Origin of the sequence: Coprobacillus cateniformis (assembly GCF_009767585.1) — a bacterium.
Lineage (GTDB): Bacteria > Bacillota_I > Bacilli_A > Erysipelotrichales > Coprobacillaceae > Coprobacillus > Coprobacillus cateniformis.
This window is the reverse complement of sequence record NZ_WSNW01000001.1, coordinates 1,218,722-1,236,996: the sequence shown is the minus strand read 5'-3', so window position 1 is coordinate 1,236,996 and position 18,275 is coordinate 1,218,722. Positions and strand designations below refer to the sequence as shown.

The 18,275-nt window shown below is 42.3% G+C and carries 17 protein-coding genes; 14 read left to right on the top strand and 3 right to left on the bottom strand.

Annotation, left to right across the window (positions count from 1 at the left end):
* Positions 1-20: 20 nt before the first annotated feature.
* Genes GQF29_RS06355 through GQF29_RS06340 form a run of 4 tightly spaced genes read left to right on the top strand, consistent with a single transcriptional unit; the run spans position 21 to position 5,283 of the window.
* Positions 21-2,351: a VirB4-like conjugal transfer ATPase, CD1110 family gene (locus GQF29_RS06355; protein WP_008789330.1), complete on the top strand. Its 2,331-nt coding sequence runs from the start codon at positions 21-23 to the stop codon at positions 2,349-2,351.
* Between the two features lie 13 nt (positions 2,352-2,364).
* The gene (locus tag GQF29_RS06350; protein ID WP_002594682.1) at positions 2,365-2,766 is read left to right on the top strand and encodes a DUF6075 family protein; all 402 of its coding nucleotides are present in this window, start codon (positions 2,365-2,367) and stop codon (positions 2,764-2,766) included.
* Positions 2,767-2,772: 6 nt separating this feature from the next.
* Positions 2,773-3,540, top strand: coding sequence for a class B sortase (srtB, locus tag GQF29_RS06345; RefSeq protein WP_008789331.1), 768 nt, complete (start codon positions 2,773-2,775; stop codon positions 3,538-3,540).
* A 39-nt stretch (positions 3,541-3,579) separates the two neighbouring features.
* Positions 3,580-5,283, top strand: coding sequence for a lysozyme family protein (locus tag GQF29_RS06340; RefSeq protein ID WP_008789332.1), 1,704 nt, complete (start codon positions 3,580-3,582; stop codon positions 5,281-5,283).
* Between the two features lie 64 nt (positions 5,284-5,347).
* On the opposite strand, the gene GQF29_RS06335 is transcribed toward GQF29_RS06340, so the two are convergent.
* Positions 5,348-5,800 (bottom strand): hypothetical protein, encoded by a 453-nt coding sequence (locus tag GQF29_RS06335; RefSeq protein ID WP_008118497.1) that lies wholly within the window; start codon positions 5,798-5,800, stop codon positions 5,348-5,350.
* 226 nt (positions 5,801-6,026) lie between these two features.
* On the opposite strand from GQF29_RS06335, the gene GQF29_RS06330 reads away from it, so the two are divergent.
* Both GQF29_RS06330 and GQF29_RS06325 read left to right on the top strand, forming a co-directional pair.
* Positions 6,027-6,362 (top strand): helix-turn-helix domain-containing protein, encoded by a 336-nt coding sequence (locus GQF29_RS06330; protein WP_002594686.1) that lies wholly within the window; start codon positions 6,027-6,029, stop codon positions 6,360-6,362.
* A 155-nt stretch (positions 6,363-6,517) separates the two neighbouring features.
* The gene (locus GQF29_RS06325; protein WP_002594687.1) at positions 6,518-6,733 is read left to right on the top strand and encodes a hypothetical protein; all 216 of its coding nucleotides are present in this window, start codon (positions 6,518-6,520) and stop codon (positions 6,731-6,733) included.
* Positions 6,734-7,015: 282 nt separating this feature from the next.
* On the opposite strand, the gene GQF29_RS06320 is transcribed toward GQF29_RS06325, so the two are convergent.
* Positions 7,016-8,350, bottom strand: a complete 1,335-nt coding sequence (locus GQF29_RS06320; protein WP_008789333.1) for an IS30 family transposase — start codon at positions 8,348-8,350, stop codon at positions 7,016-7,018.
* A gap of 304 nt (positions 8,351-8,654) precedes the next feature.
* On the opposite strand from GQF29_RS06320, the gene GQF29_RS06315 reads away from it, so the two are divergent.
* The 8 genes from GQF29_RS06315 (at position 8,655) to GQF29_RS06280 (ending at position 17,490) form a co-directional block, all read left to right on the top strand.
* Positions 8,655-8,861 (top strand): helix-turn-helix domain-containing protein, encoded by a 207-nt coding sequence (locus GQF29_RS06315; RefSeq protein ID WP_008789334.1) that lies wholly within the window; start codon positions 8,655-8,657, stop codon positions 8,859-8,861.
* Positions 8,862-8,878: 17 nt separating this feature from the next.
* The gene (locus GQF29_RS06310; RefSeq protein ID WP_008789335.1) at positions 8,879-9,124 is read left to right on the top strand and encodes a type I restriction endonuclease; all 246 of its coding nucleotides are present in this window, start codon (positions 8,879-8,881) and stop codon (positions 9,122-9,124) included.
* 128 nt (positions 9,125-9,252) lie between these two features.
* Complete coding sequence (locus tag GQF29_RS06305) at positions 9,253-10,905, top strand: histidine kinase N-terminal 7TM domain-containing protein (RefSeq protein WP_160340765.1); 1,653 nt, start codon at positions 9,253-9,255, stop codon at positions 10,903-10,905.
* A complete protein-coding gene (locus tag GQF29_RS06300) occupies positions 10,902-12,191 on the top strand; it encodes a sensor histidine kinase (RefSeq protein ID WP_008789338.1) in 1,290 nt (429 codons plus the stop codon). Before GQF29_RS06305 ends, GQF29_RS06300 begins: the two co-directional genes overlap by 4 nt.
* On the top strand, positions 12,192-12,836 hold the full coding sequence (locus GQF29_RS06295) for a response regulator transcription factor (RefSeq protein WP_008789339.1): 645 nt from the start codon (positions 12,192-12,194) through the stop codon (positions 12,834-12,836).
* 161 nt (positions 12,837-12,997) lie between these two features.
* Positions 12,998-13,381 (top strand): hypothetical protein, encoded by a 384-nt coding sequence (locus GQF29_RS06290; protein ID WP_017144065.1) that lies wholly within the window; start codon positions 12,998-13,000, stop codon positions 13,379-13,381.
* A gap of 312 nt (positions 13,382-13,693) precedes the next feature.
* Entirely contained in the window at positions 13,694-16,390 is a 2,697-nt protein-coding gene (locus tag GQF29_RS06285) for an InlB B-repeat-containing protein (RefSeq protein ID WP_160340764.1), read from the top strand.
* Positions 16,391-16,878: 488 nt separating this feature from the next.
* Positions 16,879-17,490 (top strand): YczE/YyaS/YitT family protein, encoded by a 612-nt coding sequence (locus GQF29_RS06280; RefSeq protein ID WP_008789344.1) that lies wholly within the window; start codon positions 16,879-16,881, stop codon positions 17,488-17,490.
* A gap of 313 nt (positions 17,491-17,803) precedes the next feature.
* Here the strand turns inward: GQF29_RS06280 and GQF29_RS06270 are convergent, their stop codons facing one another.
* Positions 17,804-18,160, bottom strand: a complete 357-nt coding sequence (locus tag GQF29_RS06270) for a GDSL-type esterase/lipase family protein (protein ID WP_008789346.1) — start codon at positions 18,158-18,160, stop codon at positions 17,804-17,806.
* Positions 18,161-18,275: the final 115 nt, after the last annotated feature.

Sequence of the window (18,275 nt, the reverse complement as noted above, 5' to 3'; positions counted from 1 at the left end):
AAAGGAGGTCATGAGTTTTTATGATTAAGACTCTTACAAACCTGTTTAAGCAGGACAAAGAAAAATTTGTTGTACCGAAAGGTGTGCAGGACGTGATTCCCGTAGTGGCTATCTCTGATGATGGCATTTTCAAAGTGGGAAAGGATAAATATTCAAAGACTTATCGCTTTACGGATATTAACTATGCAGTGGCAAGTCGTGAGGATAAGGAAGCGATGTTCCTTGAATATTCCGAACTTCTGAACTCCCTTGACAGTGGTGCAACGACAAAAATCACAATCAATAATCGTCGGCTCAACAGACTGGATTTTGAGCAGACAATTCTTATTCCGACAACCGGAGATAATCTGGACGAATATCGAGAGGAATACAATAAAATGCTTCTTGATAAGGCAACGGGTGCAAACTCCATTGTTCAGGATAAGTATATTACCATTTCCATCAACAAAAAGAGTGTGGAGGACGCAAGAACTTATTTTGCCCGTGTCGGTGCAGATTTGATTGCTCACTTCGGCAGGCTCGGAAGTAAATGTGTGGAACTGGAAACAGACGAAAGACTTCGTATTTTTCACGACTTTTATCGTGTGGGAGAGGAAAGCTCTTTCCATTTTGATATTAAGGAAACAAGAAAAAAGGGACACGATTTTAAGGATTATATCTGTCCTGACACAATGGAATTTGAAAAGGACTATTTCAAGATGGGAAACCGTTATGGAAGAGTCCTTTTTCTTCGTGAATATGCGTCCTATATCAAAGACAGTATGGTAGCGGAACTTACGGATATGAACAGAAATCTGATGATGTCCATTGATATTGTTCCCGTTCCAACTGATGAAGCAGTAAAAGAAGCAGAGAACCGTTTGCTTGGTGTGGAAACCAATATCACGAACTGGCAGCGTAGGCAGAATGCCAATAATAACTTCTCTGCAACTGTTCCGTATGATATGGAGCAGCAGAAGAAAGAAATGAAAGAGTTCCTCGATGACCTTACAACCCGTGACCAGAGAATGATGTTCGCTGTTATCACGATGGTTATTACAGCAGACAGTAAGGAGCAGCTTGAGAATGATACGGAAGCATTGCTTACCACAGCAAGAAAACATCTTTGCCAGTTCGCAACGCTGAGATTTCAGCAGGTAGACGGACTCAATACGGTAATGCCGTTTGGAACGAGAAAGATTGATGCGTTCAGAACACTTACCACAGAGAGCCTTTCGGTATTTATCCCATTCAGGGTGCAGGATATTTTCCACGAGAACGGTATCTATTACGGTCAGAATGTTATCAGCAAAAATATGATTATCGCAGACCGTAAGCAGCTTTTGAATGGTAACTCCTTTATTCTCGGTGTATCCGGTGGTGGTAAGTCGTTTGCAGCAAAGGGAGAAATCATCAATCAGGTGCTTTCTTCGGATGCAGATATTATTATTATTGACCCTGAGCGAGAGTATTCACAGCTTGTCAATGCGATGGGTGGAGAAGTAATCAATATTTCTGCTACTTCTGACAATCACATCAATGCAATGGATATGAATAAGGATTACGGCGACGGTGCAAACCCTGTCATTTTGAAATCTGAGTTTATTATGTCCCTTTGTGAACAGCTTATCGGCGGAACAAATCTCGGAGCGAAGCAGAAGTCTATCATTGACCGTTGTACGGCAAGTGTGTACCGCAGTTATCAGCAGAATGACTATCAGGGACATATACCGACCTTGCAGGATTTCAGGGCAGAACTTTTGCAGCAGGACGAACCGGAAGCAAAGGAACTGGCACTTGCTATTGAGCTTTTTACGCATGGTTCTCTGAACACTTTTGCAAAGCAGACGAATGTGGATACCAATAACCGCCTTATCTGCTATGACATTCTTGACTTGGGTAAACAGCTTATGCCGATAGGTATGCTTGTTGTCCTTGACTCTATCCTGAACCGTATCACACAGAACCGTGCAAAGGGTAAGAATACCTTTATCTTCATTGATGAGATTTATCTTCTGTTCCAGCACGAATATTCTGCAAACTTCCTCTTTACCTTGTGGAAGCGTGTGAGAAAATACGGTGCATACGCAAGTGGAATTACCCAGAACGTCGATGACCTTTTGCAGAGCCACACAGCGAGAACAATGCTTGCAAACTCAGAGTTTATCATTATGCTGAATCAGGCTTCCACAGACAGGCTTGAGCTTGCAAAACTTCTGAATATTTCCGACCTTCAGATGTCCTATATCACGAATGTGGAAGCAGGACACGGACTTATCAAGGTGGGAAGTTCACTTGTACCGTTTGCAAACAAATTTCCTAAGAACACGAAACTTTATAAACTGATGACAACCAAACCAGGCGAAGCGTAAGGAGGAATTTAAAATGTCTAAGATTCAATTTCGCAATGCTGCACACAGAGATTTTGTATTGGAAAATCTGGATAAGTGCAAAGTCAACGACTGCTATCACAGAGCATTTTTCTATGTGATGGGCATTTCAGAAGAAACGAGAATGAACATCGGAAAGATGTTTGATTTCAAGAGGGACTGTATCATACCGGAAGGTATGCACGGCGGTTGGCAGACAAGTGGCACAGTCAAGGTCTGCCACCTTGCCTTTAATCTCTGGAATGGATTTACGGAAGAAGGCAGGGAAAATCTCTATACACCGGAGGAACTGTTCTGTTGCGGATATGCTCCGTATTTTATGGAGGGTATCAAGTTGAGGTATCCGGAGTATTGCAGAGATTTGACTCCACCTAAGAGAAACGATATGGAAAGGTAAGAGAAAATGAGCAGAAAAATCTATATTATTATTGCAGTGGTGTTTACGGTAGTGTTGTCTGTAAGCACCTTCTTTATTATCCGTAATCACATTGACTCTGCCAAGCAGAATGAAGTCTATGATAACCTTGCGGAGATTGTGGAGGACGAGCCGCCAAAGGAAAATGAGGGCGTGACGTTTTCGGAAGATAAGGACTATCTTGCGGAATATCTTGAACTCTATCGGCAGAATGAGGATATGGTGGGTTGGATAAAGGTTGAGGATACCAATATCAACTATCCGGTCGTGCAGTCTGTAAATGAGCCGAACTTCTACCTGAAGCACAAGTTTGATAAGACCTATTCTGCTTATGGCTGTCCATATGTGCAGGAAAATTGTGATGTGCAGAAACCTTCAGACAACATCATTATTTACGGACACCACATGAATGACGGTTCTATGTTTACGGGACTGATGAAGTACAGAAATAAAAGCTTTTGGGAAGAACATAAGGATATTACTTTTGATACACTGACGGACAGACACCAGTATGAAGTGATTGCAGTCTTTAAGACGGTTGTTTATACAAACAGCTCCGATAGCTTTAAGTATTATGAGTTTACGGACGCAGAAAATGCGACAGAGTTTGATGCGTATGTTGCTAAGTGCAAGGAACTTTCTCTGTATGATACCGGAGTATCGGCAGAGTATGGCGACAAGCTGATTTCTCTTTCTACTTGTGAATATTCAAGAAGCAATGGCAGGCTTGTTGTTGTCGCTAAGAGAGTGGATTAAACCCCACTCTCTATTATTTTTCGAGAAAGGAGGAAACCGATGGCTGATATAAAAACAAGAGATACAAGCAAAGGTACAATCAAGACCATAAATAAGGCAGCAGTTGCCACGGAGCGAATGAAGAAAGCCTATGTGATGACGAAAGATAAGGCAGAACATTCCACCAACGCTTCGGAAAATTCCGCAGAGGAATATGCTTCCGATAAAATCGAAGCGGCAACGGATAAGACTGTTCACGAAACGGCATACCGTGCGGATAAAGTCGGCAGATGGGGTGTGCGTGAAACAAGACAGAATTATCAGAAAGCCAAAAGGGGAATTGAGAATTTCAAGACCAAGCGTGCAGAGAAGCAGCTTCAAAAACAATCGGTCAATCCTGTCGGAAAACAGAGCATCCGAACTCTGGAGCGTACGGAGAAAACAATTAAACAGTCTGCAAGGTCGGCAGGAAATACGACAGTCAAGACCGTATCGAAAGGTGCAACCAATACTGTTCAAAGGTCGGTTAAGACTGCTGAACAAACGGCAAAGACTTCTATTAAGACCACAAAAGAAGCTGCCGTTATAGCACAGAAAACAGCAAAAACAACAGCCAAAGCAACACAGAAAGCGGCTCAGGCGGCAAAGAAAGCGGCAAAAGCCACAGCAGATACCGTCAAAGCCACAGCGAAAGCTACTGTTGCGGCAGTCAAAGCAATTATTGCAGGGACAAAAGCACTTGTAGCAGCAATCGCCGCAGGCGGTTGGATAGCAGTGTTGATTATTATGATTGTCGTGTTGTTTGGTGCTGCCGTAGCAATGTTCGGAGGAGGAAGTGACAGTAATTCCTATACTCCGGTAAGTGCAGAGGTAGAAGCCTATGAACCTATCATACAGAAGTATGCCAAAGAGTACGGCATTCCTGAGTATGTAGAACTTATCAAGGCGGTTATGATGCAGGAAAGCGGCGGCAGAGGACTTGACCCAATGCAGGCAGCAGAGGGCAGTTTCAATACAAAGTATCCGCACGAACCCAATGGAATTAAAGACCCTGAATATTCTATCCAGTGTGGTGTTCAGGAATTGAAAGCGGCTCTTACCTCGGCAGAGGTGGAAAGTCCGATTGATATGGAGCATATCAAACTTGCCTTGCAAGGCTACAACTTCGGTAATGGGTATATTTCTTGGGCAAAAACAAATTACGGTGGATATTCCTATGCCAATGCAGTAGAATTTTCGACAATGCAGGCTTCCAGACTTGGGTGGAGCAGTTATGGAGATACGCAGTATGTCGCTCACGTTCTGAGGTACTATCCGTATGGACGAGCCTTTACTGCCGGAGGTAATCAGGCGATTGTTGAGGTTGCCTTGACACAGCTAGGCAATCAGGGCGGACAACCTTACTGGAGTTGGTATGGCTTTAACAGTCGAGTGGAATGGTGTGCCTGCTTCGTATCTTGGTGTGCTGACCAATGCGGTTATATTGAAAGCGGACTTGTTCCGAAATTTGCAGGTTGTGTGGACGGTGCAAACTGGTTTAAGTCAAACGGAAAATGGCAAAACCGCACTTATGAACCAAAGACAGGAGATATTATCTTCTTCGATTGGGAGGGCGATGGTACAACAGACCATGTTGGTATCGTAGAGAAATGTGAGAATGGCACAGTTTATACCGTTGAGGGTAACTCAGGCGACGCCTGCAAGCAAAGACAGTACGCAGTCGGAAGCAGCAATATCTATGGATACGGTATTCCGGCATATTAAAAATTCCAGACGGTGTCTGGAAAATCGAAAAGATGGCTGCTCAGTTGAGTAGCCATCGGGTACATTATGAGAAATCGGTTGTTTCTCTGTTATTCAGGAAAATATGGTGTGTGTGATAAGTGAAGCTGAAAAGCATATCGGCATTTTCTTTACTGCCGTCTAAAAAGGAAATATCATCGGCAAGGATAAAAAGAATTGCTAACAGCTTCTTGATATATCCAGTGTAGCAGGCATAATCTACATAGATGTTAGCGATATATCCCTCGGCAAATTCTATCAGGTCAGCGTCAATTTCAAAGCTGTTGGATAACTCGTAAACGGTCTTGATGAATTTGTCCTTATCAGCAATTCGTTCTTTACTTGGAACACTTCTGCGGTTCTTCTGTATGAATTTCAAAAAATCATCAGCTTCCGTAAAGTCAGGAGTGATTGTGTTGCCAGTTCCCAAATCTGTTTTGTAATCCTCAAATTTCTCTTTTTCAAACCGATTACTGAATATTATCTTTTGTTCGTCCATTCCTTTTTACCCCTAAGTTTCTTCTATGGAGATTGTTTGACTTGGCTCTTGGGTTGTGATTTGTCTTTCGCCATTAACAATCATGAATTACTACTTTTGTAGTATAACATAAAAATAGTTGGGAATCATCACTAATAGTTGGTTTAACTTCCTTTGGGTGCGTGTGATTTGAAATCGACTTAACCTATACTATTAGTTATGGAAACACACTAAGGGAGGTGATGTGATGAAGCTCGATACAATCGGCAAGAATATAAGAAAGTTCCGACTTGCGAGGAAATTACGCCAAGAAGATTTGGCTGAGAAAACAGATTTGACAACAAATTATATTGGTATGGTTGAGCGTGGAGAGAAAATTCCGTCACTCGAAACTTTCATAAAGATAGTAAATGCTTTAGGTGTATCATCGGATATGGTTCTTACAGATGTTCTGGAAACGGGATATACAGTCAAGAACTCAATGCTGAATGAGAAGCTTGAAAAACTTGCTCCTGAAGATAGAAACAGAATTTATGAAGTCATAGATACACTTGTGAAGCAGTCAAAGCAAATACTTCCATAAAACACAGAAGTTCGTCCTAATCGACGAGCTTTCTTTTTTTCGGTATAAAAAATTTCTGCTATCGACAAATTTTTCGGGACTTCGACAGAGAGAATATGCTATAACAACAACTATCAGTGATAGACACATACTAATAGACATAGGAGGAAGTAGAAGTGAACGACATTTTCAGACAAATAGCGAAAGAAAATGGAACAACCGAAAAAGCAGTAAAAGAGGAAATGCAGTTTGCCATTCGGGAAGCAATGAAAAGTGCTGAACCGGAAGCAATCGCTTTTTGGAAAGCAGTTGCACCGGACGGAAAAGAGCCGCCGATAGAAAAGGTCATAGCAATGATTGCATTGAATGTTAATAATAGAATGTATAATTGAGGTGCTTCGGCATCTCTTTTTTATTATTCTTTCCTTGAATGAAAAACTAAAACTTGACTGAAATATCGTCTGATTACACAAAATCGATTTTCGCCCCCAATTTCGACTTATATTGTTGTGCCTTCTTTCTGAAAGGTGCTATAATTAGCATATTCCAGACAGCGGGTATATCAAAAATTGCATAGCAAACAGACGGCTGGCTAATTCTTATGCAAAAGTAAACGCGACCCGTCTAATAACACCTATTGACAATCGATTACTACCTGCATTTAAGTCTTTTAATTACTTTTTAACAAATAAGTCTGGCATCAAATGCACTTCATCTGGCGGGATGAGGTGCATTTTTAAAAATCTCATTAATTCTTGAAAATCTTCATCATCTTCCTCAACCAACTCATATGGACTTTTATTTCCAAGTCCAGGTCGTTTCACGCTATTGATGTGATTCATGAGCTTAGTGATGTCATCCTGATTATAAGAATTTAAGCTTTTCTTTTTAGGAATCGCATAACGAATAAATTCATGGTTTTTCTCGATACATCCTTTTTGCCATGAAGCCATTGGATCACAGTAATAAAGACTTGTTCTGTAAATCAGAAAGCCGTCCTCATCAGTTGTAAGCTCCAGCTCATCAACTTTCTTGAATTCGCTGCCATTGTCAGTCAATATAACTGGAAATAATCTTCTAAATACTTCTATTCCAAGCCCTGACTCAAGATAGTCAAACACTCTTTTTACAGATTCTGCTTTCCCATCTGGCATAAGAAAAAGTAGCATTACATTGTTCTTCCTAAATATCATTGTAAGAAGCCTTTTCCCTTGTTCTCTCACACCTTTTACAGTATCCATTTCTACCACTTCATCTTCTGTATACTTTACTTTCATCGCATACTCAAAATCAGTGTAAGTTCTGCCTTGGCGGAATTCTATATTTGCAAATCCAAGAGGTGGCTGATACCCTTTTCCTCGTTTCTTATACCCGGTTTTTCTACGCAGGTCTATGTTTTTGACTGTCAACTCACCATCATCTATGTAATTATAGAGAGTCCGCAAACATACTGGTATTTCATTTTCATGCTCAGCATATATGTGGGTAAGAGGCTGTCCCTTTTTAACAAGTTTGGTAATCAGTTCATCCATTTCAGATTTCTTTTCATCAGAAATGCGAACTCCCTGTCTGCTTTCGCTTCGTCTTCGTGTGACAGTTGCATCAGCATGCTTTGCACTGTAAATATATTTGTCTTTTGAACAAAGCTTTTTCTCTGAACAGTTATTACACACATATGGAGGCTTTTCGAATTTATGGCATGCCCGGGATACATATTTACCGCAGTATTTCTGGCAGTCCACACTTCGGCATCTACAACAGTTTTCTTCGCAGGACTCATCTCCACAAACGTGATGCTGTACATACTGTCTTACAAATCTGCAGTCCTTTCTTAGAAAATAGTTACCCGGAATGAATGTACGATTTTCTTTAATCTCATGTGCAATTGTTGACGGATGACGATGGAGTAGTTTTCCTATTTTTTTGAAGGAATCTTTACTGCTAATTCCGGTTTCTATCGCAATCCTGTCAGACAGATCCATCTGTCCTTCTTTTTTGTAATAAGTCATATCTGCCCCTTTCTAGCAGATAGCAATCGATATCTTAACTATATCATGTCTGCCAGAAGAAGCCATTGCAAAAGTAAATTAGACTTTTTTAGCCATTTTCAGTTGTCAAAGTACAGGTTTAATTTTTCAATCTAGGTTTATTATTCTTTAAAAGAATTGTATTAGGTGTTTGTAAAAAGTGACATCTTGTCGGATAGGAGTTGCGAATAAATCCCTATATCTTGAAAAAATAGATTATTCATAGTATAATGTTAAATGAGTAACTGTAACCAAAAGGAACGGAGAATACGAAGGAGCGTTACAGATGAGAATAAGCTACAACAAACTTCAAAAACTTATGATTGATAATCAAATGAAAAGACAAGATTTAATGCGTGCTGCGGAGATTTCATCGTCTGTTGCAACAAAATTAAATAAGAATGAAACAGTATCCCTTGATGTGCTTATGAGAATTTGCAAAGTATTTCATTGTGATATTGGCGATGTATGTGAAGTCATATTAGACGAATGATATGAGGAGGTCTGAAGATGGCGGCAAGTGGTAAGAAAAATATGTTTAACGAAGCTACCCGTGTTCAAATGCCAGCAATGGTTCATTTGACACGCCTTGGTTATACCTATTTCGGGAAAATAACTGAAGATATGGCAGGCACAGTATATGACCCTGATACCAATATCTTAATTAACGTTTTCAAGGAGCAGTTCGCACGGCTTAATCCTACCCACGCAGGAGAAGCGGAACAGACATTGAAAACTATTTATGCTATACTTTAATTTGAGTAAATGTACCTAATTCCGAAAGGTAAGGGAAAATAAAAATTTTCAAGGGGATATCCCCTTGTTGGTTACTATGTAACCAACAAATAATCCCTATCAAGCAAAGAAAAAGTGAGGTGGCTTGTGTGGCAAAATCGGAAAACAGAAAGTACTATACTGCAATCGTTGTTGCAGCCTTAATCGCCTGCGCTGTCGTTTTACGAGTTTTGGGAAAGTTTGATATCTTGAGAGTTCCGGGTGGGATCGCCCGCTCGCTGATCTATATTGCCCTGTATATCGGATGGGGAATTTCTGTTTACAGGCGTATCCTTTATGCACCTGTACGACGCTATATGGTCGGTGTCTCATTTTTGGCTGTTTTTTGGTTTATGCTGCGAACGCTGAAATATCATTTCGTCGCTTCTCCCAATGTGATACGGCATTTATGGTACGGCTACTATGTCCCGATGCTTTTCATACCGCTTCTCTTTGCTGCAGTTTCCCTGTATCTCGGTAAATCAGAAACATTCCGTCTGCCGATATGGGCAAAACTGCTGCTATATCTCCCCCCCGTGCTTTGCGTGCTGCTGGTATTGACCAATGACCTGCATCAGTTTGTATTTTCTTTTCCGTCAGGAGGAATTTGTATCGGCGAAAGCGGAACCTATACATATGCGGTTGGCTATTATTTTATCATCGCTTGGGTGGTCGTTTGTGCACTGACCGCCTTTGCGATCACGCTGTACAAGTGCCGATTGGCACAGCGTAAAAAATATCTGCCTGTACTTGTGCTGCCCTGCTCCATCGTGTATGCGGTTATCTATGCAAGCGGTGCAGAGTGGATGCAAATCATCGGCGGAGACATCACGGCAGCGCAGTGTCTTATGTTTGTTGGAATGTTGGAATGTTGTATTCAGGTGGGGCTTATTCCCACCAATACAGGGTATGCGGCACTCTTTGAAGCAGGAACTTTCGGTGCACAAATTACCGATAATGACTATCAAATCCGTTACACCTCTGCTAATTCCCCTGAGATTTCAAAAGGAATAATGCAAAAAGCGGAAACCGCCGCTGTCAGCCTTGATAAAAATACATTACTGAAAAGCCATCCCATTGATGGCGGTCATGTGTTTTGGCAGGAGGATATTACCGAGATTACCGCACTGCTTGAACGGCTTGAGGAAAACAACGAGACGATTGCAGAAAGCAATTATCTGGAACAGGAAAACTATCGTGTTAAACTGAAAATCAAAACACTGCGGGAAAAGAACCGATTGTATGACCTTTTGCAGGACAAGACAGCAGAACAAGTTGATTTGTTAGAGCGCTTGTTTTCTCAGTACAATGCAGGGTCAGATTATGAAAAACGCCGCAGTCTGCTTGCAAAAATCGCCGTAATCGGTGCCTACATAAAACGCTGCGGCAACTTAATCTTTATCGGTGAACAGTCAAAAACTACAGATACGGCGGAACTGTCGCTTTGCATGGAGGAATCCTTTGCCAATTTGGAACTTATGGATATAGACTGTGCGATGGATATTCCTGGCGGCAGCAGAATTCTCGTCGAGGACGCCATTCGGGTATATGACTTTTTCGAGAAAGTGATAGAGACCGCCATAGATGACCTGCAATCCGTCTTGATGAAAGCACGCAGTGCTGCCGATTCCGTTATCTTTCGTTTGGAAGTGGAGAGCAGCTGCCCGCTTGCGGACTTTACAGAGTCCTGCGAAAACTGTCTCTTTGAGGATGGCGTATGGTGCTTTACGCTGAGAATAGGAAAGGCGGGTGAACAGTTATGACAACCTTTTATAACTCTGCTTCAACGGAACAATCGGTATTATTGGTATGTCTGTTTTTCTCGTTGGTTTTGAGTTTGTTTTGCTTTATCGTGTCTCTTACCCGAAGCAGAAAACGGTGGATTACAGTCCTGAACGCAGGAATATATTTGGCACTGTTTGCCCTGCTGTCTGTTTTGACAGAGAGTTTTTCAAAAATTCGGGAAGGCAGAGAGTATCGCACCTTGCTGCCGCTTCCTATGTGGTCGCTGTGGTGCATTACAGGCATAATAGAAGTTTTTCTCATTTTCGGTGCAATTGCTCTTTTTCGTCAGAAAAACCGAGGACTCGGCCGTAATTCAATCAAACAAGCCTTTGATACCCTGCCAAGCGCTGTTTGCTATTTTGCTCCATCAGGTATTGTTAAACTGTGTAATTTTCAAATGCATCGCCTGTTTCGAACCTTGGCACAAAGCGATTTGCAAACATTCAATGAATTACAGCAGGCACTCAAAGAATGTGACGGAAAAAGCGGCGTCATAAAACTTTCCGATGAAAGACAGACTTACCTTTTTCCTGACGGAACGGTGTGGCGTTATGCACAGACCGAGGTAACTGCGCCAAGCATCGGCAAGTATACGGAAACCATCTTTTTTGATGTAACCAAACTTTATGAAAAAAATCTGCAGCTAAAAGCACAGACAAAACAGCTCAAGAAGATTTCTCTTAAATTAAAGTTCCTTTCGGATAATGTTCTGACCTTGACTAAGGAGAAGGAAGTTCTTGCGGCGAAAACAAAGCTGCACGATCAAATGGGCGCAGGCATGATTGCCGTGCGCAGAATGTTACAGCACAAGCAGACGACTAAAGACATTGTGGAGGCTATTCGCCTGTTTAGAAAAGCTGTAAATATGATGAAAATTGATAATGAAAATCCGCTGGAACGAAGCGAACTTGCGGAATTTATGCACGATGCAGATGCAATTGGTGTAAAGATAATATTGACTGGAGAGATGCCCGAGCAGACGGAGGTTTACAACGCCTTTATCGTTGTTATGAGGGAATGTCTTACCAACGGTGTTTGCCATGCGGGGGCAACAGAACTTCAGATTGACATACGGCAAGACGACAGCAGCCTGTCTATGCGCATTACAAACAACGGAACCGTTCCCAAAGGAGAGATTGTGCCGAAAGGCGGACTGAAGAATATGGAACACTATATTATAAATCTGCAGGGTACTGTAAAAATACAGTCATCGCCGGTGTTTGCCTTGACCGTAACAGTACCATTTGCAAAGGAGGGTATGTAAATGATGCAGGTGCTTGTCGTTGATGACCAGAGAATGCCTCGTGACAATATGGAACAAATACTTGCCGCCAGCGGCCGCTATGAGGTTGCGGCAAGTATCAGCAGTGCGGAACTTGCCATTATAAAGTGTAAGCAGCAGCCGATTGATTTGATTTTAATGGATGTCTGCACAAAAGGCAGTAAGAACGGTATTGATGCTGCCGCCGAAATCAAACAGCAGTTTCCGAATATAAAAATTATTATTGTAACCTCTATGGTTGAGGTAAGTTATCTTGAGCGTGCCAAAGACGCCAAAGCAGACAGTTTTTGGTATAAGGATTTAAGCCGGGAAGAACTGATCGATGTAATCGACCGCACAATGGCGGGCGAACACCTTTTTCCGGGTGAAACACCGAGGGTAAAATTGGGACTTGCAACCAGTGCAGAGTTTACATCCAAAGAAATTGAGGTTTTGAGGCTCGTATGTGAGGGCTTGGAATACGGTGAGATTGCAGAGAAACTGAATGTGTCTGTCAACACGGTAAAAACTCATGTTTCCCACATTCTGCAAAGAACGGGCTATGCCAATAAAACCCGCCTTGCCATAGCGGTCACCAACAAGAATTTTATTATTCCGAGTATTCCCGAAGATCAAGAAGAAATCTGAATACAGGCAGACCGTTTCCCCGACTTCATCTGAGGTCGGGGTTATTTTTTTGAAAAAAACTTTAAAAAATCACCCATATGGGTGATGTGCGTCAGGAAATCGCTTTGTATAATAAAAGTACGATAGAAATATTATACCGTATTATACTGGGAGGTGGTATCATGCGCAGAGTGGTTGTGGATATGCAGAACGCCTTGTTTGCCGATGCAATATCTTCAGCACTAAAAAATTTTGATTCGGATTTCAGCGTTTATCAAAGCGAAGCTCCGGAGCAAACAACCGAGATGTGTTTCGATATACAGGCGAATGTTCTGATTATGGAGGTCACCGCCTATACTCCGTGGAAGCTTGAGGAACGCATGAAAATTCGAGATGAAGTAAAAGCACAACTCCCGAACTGCAAAATCGTTCTTGTGGTGGATGAAAATACCGAAAAGAAGCTGGCGGACAAGGTGCGTCAGGCGAAGAAGGACGGGCTTGTTGACAATTTCATCTACGGCTCTGTTTCTTCCACCTATCTTTCGGCGGTAATTGATACGCTGTAACGGCAATTTATCTCTGCGGGAAAATCGCTTTATCTGACAAGAAGGGGGGGAAAAGTTTACGGCAGATAAAATTAAAAAAGCTACATCAGCGAAAACGGCAGGAAAGATCAAGGATACTTGCCTTTGATCCCGACCACACTTGTGGTAATGAGTCACTTAAGTTCAAACTGCCGAAAAGAGGCGAGGATTTCCATCGGTGTGGCAACGAGCCTCATCCCTCTATCGTGTAGCGACCGAAAGTTCCCGTAAAACCGGGAACCGCAAACAATCTAAAATACCGAAAAAATAAGAAATTGAGGTGAACACATAATCATGAAAATGAGAAAAACAAAAATAAAATTCATGTCGCTGTTACTGGCGGTCATGATGATTGTCGGTGTGCTCCCAACCACGGCGCTGGCGGCAACCTATAATGATGTTAAGGTCAACGGAGTATCCCTTGGTGACGGGAAGTATCTTGCGAGCAACAGCGCAACGGACTCCAACTATTCAAACACGGAGCCATCGAGCTATGTCGCATGGTATAAGGACGGCACTTTGACGCTGAACGGCTATAAAGGAACAGGCATCGTGTTACAAGGTGCCCCCGCAGCTGATCTTATCATCAAGCTGATCGGCGACAATACCATTACGACTACGACCAATGAAGTAGGAATCCAAGGAAATAGCGCAGCCGGCAGTATTACCATCACCGCAGACAGCGGCAGCAACGGTAATCTCACGATCGATATGACCCACTCGACGAGACCTGTGTTCGGCATTAATGGATACGCGAACAGCGTGACGATCACGGGCAGTGCCGATGTGAAGATCACCGCCGTAGCGACAGCTACAGATCAAGAAAGCTTCGGCATTAAATCGAGCAAGGCTGTTTCCATTTTGGACAGCGCAAGTGTGGGCATCACCTGCAAGACGCCGAACAGTACCAGCAGATCAGACACCTGCAACGGCATTTATAGCGATACGGGTGTAACCATCAACACCGATGGCACGATTCAGATCGATGTACACGAGGCAGGCGATGAGGCTTACAGCTATGGCATTAATTCTATGGGCACTTTGACCTTGACGAAGGTCGGCGGGATGACGGTCAAGTGGAAGAAAGCCGGTGTGCAGGGTTCGCCGCTTCTTCCGTCCTCTGCGAGCTTTGATCCCACTGCATACGACACCCACAAGGATACTACGGATACTACCAACTGCGTTGCTACCTATATGCCAAAGGGTACCACGCCCACGACCTACACCGTAAGCTTTGACGCTAACGGCGGTACAGGCACAATGGCAGATGTAACCGATATTTCCGGCGAATACACTCTCCCTGCAAACGGTTTTACTGCTCCTGTCGGTAAGCAGTTCAAGGCTTGGAGCGTTGGCGGTGTTGAAAAGGCTGCTGGCGACAAGATTACCGTTACTGCTAACACTACCGTAACCGCAGTTTGGGAGCCGATCCCGGTTACGACCTATGACCTCACAACAAGCGTAAACGGCGGTCACGGAACGATTTCCGCAAGCAAAACCGGACTGACGGCAGGCTCAACCGAAACGATTACCTTTAACCCTGAAGTTGGCTATGAAATCGACACCGTTACGGTGAACGGTACTGCAACATCTGTATCTGGCAATACTTTGAATGTTACGATGAACGAAAACAAAACCGTTGTTGTAACATACAAAGCAATAGAGTACAACATCACCGTTACAGACGGTAAAGCGACAATTGGCGCTGGAAGCGAAATCAGCAAAGCGGCAGAAGGTACAGCTGTTACCCTGACTGCAAATGCGGCTCCGTCCGACAAGGTATTTGATAAGTGGGAAGTTATAAGCGGAAGCATCACCCTTGCGGACGCAAACAGCGCAACCACAACATTTACTATGCCTGCAAGTGCAGTAAGTGTGAAAGCGACCTATAAGAACGCTCCACATACGCACACCTATAATCAGGAAACTGTAAAACCGGAAGCACTTAAAACCCCTGCTGACTGCACAGGCAACGCAGTATATTTCAAGAGCTGCTCCTGCGGTGCAATCAGCACAACAGATGCCTTCGTAGCGATGAATACTGCTCTCGGTCATGCATATGGTTCTGATTGGAAATACGATTCTACAAACCACTGGCACGAATGTTCTCGTTGCCACGACAAAAAGTACGAAGCGGCTCACGATTACGGTTCTGACAATGTTTGCGACACCTGCGGATATTACAAAACTGTACCGCACACTCACAATCTGACTTTGGTTGCTGCGAAAGCTGCCACCTGCACAGAGGGCGGTAAGGAAGCATACTACAAGTGCGAAGGTTGTGGCAAGTTCTATGAAGATGTACTCGGTACAAAGGAAATAACCGACCTTGCATCTTGGGGCAATATTGCTAAGATTGCCCACACCACAAAGCAAACCGTAACAAAGGCAACCCCAACAGCAAACGGCAAGATAGTAAATTACTGTTCGGTATGTAAGAAAACTCTTTCAACAACAGTAATTCCAAAGGCATCAAGCATAAAGCTTAAAGCAACATCATTAACATATAACGGAAAGGTTAGAACACCTAAGGTTATTGTTAAGGACAGAACAGGAAAGACACTTGTTAAGAATACTGACTATACTGTGTCTTATGCAAAAGGCAGAAAGTATGTTGGCAAGTACGCAGTAAAGATTACCTTTAAGGGTAAATACAGCGGAACAAAGATGCTTTATTTCACAATCAAGCCAAAGGCAACAAGTATTTCCTCACTTACAGCAGGTTCAAAGAAGTTTACAGTAAAGTGGAAGAAGCAGGCTACACAGACAACAGGCTATCAGGTACAGTACAGTGCCTCAAGTAAATTCAGCAAGGCTAAGACCGTAACAGTAGGCAAGAATACAACAGTATCAAAGAAAATTTCAAAGCTTTCGGGCAAGAAAAAGTATTATGTAAGAGTTCGCACCTATAAGACAGTTAAGATTAACGGCAAATCCATAAGGATTTATTCAGGCTGGTCAAAAGCTAAGACTGTTACAACAAAGAAATAACAGATAGCTAACCATTTAAGGATGGCGGTAGCGGAGCTTCCGCTGCCGCCTTTTCCTTACGAAAAGGATTTCTTCGGAAGTCCCTTTCCGAAAGGCGGCAAAAAAGCGCTTTGCCGATTTTCGGAAAGAAATCGAACAAGGAGAAATCAAATGGACGAACAAGAAAAAGAAATTGAAGAAATACTCAGAACATTTGACAAAGCACCTTCGCCTTCGTCAGAGAATAGTGTTCAAAGTCATTTTAGTGCGATTGGGGGCATTTATGACTGAGACTTTTGAGAGACATCGCTCAAATCAAAATCGTAACACGAATTGAAATGAGCAAAACTCCGAGCGAATACAGAAAATCATATTTATAACCGTTGACTTTATAAAAGCTCGGGTGTATAATCAAAAAAATAAAGCTGTCTCGGCTGATGAAGACTATAAATTTTGCTGTTTCTGAACACAACAGCAGAGTTTACAGTCTTATTTTTTTAGGTGATAATATGAAATTCAAAAAATATGCAACAAAAACGCTGATGATCGTTATCGGATCAATAATATCCGCATACGGAATTACGCTTGCAATAGGCGCAGGTTTCGGCGGCGCAACACTTGCGATATTGTGGCAAGGGCTGACGAATGTGACAGGTATGTCAATCGGCACATCGTCGCTTATTGTGGCTGTGGCAATGATAATTTTTGCCCTTTTCTATGACAGAAAACAAATCAATATCGGCACAATTCTTTACCAAATCATTTACAGTTTTTTCGTAGATGTATTCACAAAAATTCAGCATTATACAGATATTAAAGCGGTTAATTTTGTTATAATGCTGCTTGGCATTGCTATATTTTCGTTCGGAACGGGGATTTACTCCGCCGCTGATTTCGGCAGGGGCTCATATGAAGCAGTCACATTTTCGCTTGCCGAAAAAAACGGGTGGAAAATCAAAATCGTACGAATGGTTCTTGATATTATAATGGTAATTATCGGCGTTTTGCTCGGCGGTAAATTCGGAATTTGCACAATTGCCACCGTTTTGCTCTCCGGTCCGATAATTCAGGCAACCGTAAGCACTGTTAAGAAATCAAAGATTTTAAAAAACATTTCTTAAAATTCTCATACAAGCCTAAAAGTGATAAGACATACAAAAAGGATGGAATTCGATTTTGAACAAGTCCGTAAAAAATGGACAATAGAAAAAACGGAGTTAAGGTTATATCCGCTAACGAAAACATTAGCGAAGGCTCAAAAGGCATAATTCTTGAATACGTACTTGAAGGTATGGCTGAATATTATTCAGCAGACTTATCAGAGAAAGTTATTCGTGGATTAACATAAAATGTAAGTTTAACGGTGATCCGATTACATTCGGATTCAATTTTGAACCTGCTGCTATCCTCGGAACATTTGTGTTTTGAGGCTTTTTATGCCCGGATACTGCTTTTTACGGCGGTATTCGAGCAAAGTGTCTGCGTTCTTTGCAAAATTTCTTTTATATTTTTCAAGGTGTACTCGGTCGGAACTCCTATGCCGATGTCATTCGTTCCGATTAAAATCACAAGATTTTTCGGGTTTATGTTCAAGGCGTTACATTCGAGCCTTTCCAACAATCTGTCGCTGTCAACGGCAAACAATCCCGCACCGATTGCGCCGCAAAATTCAGGCTTATCGGATATGAAAATCTTTGTGTTCAACCGCTTTTGCAACACTTTTTTCAAAAACGTGTTTTCGGGCAGATGAAATAGTCCCCCTTGGCTTGCAACTAAACCTAAAAATCGCATAATTTTTAAGGCTTTTGCCCTGTTTTGGGTAGAAGCCTTTTTGCATATTTAATAAGATTTTCTTCTTCGTGTAATATTAAATGTGTCGGCTGTAAAATTAACAAAAATAATTGGA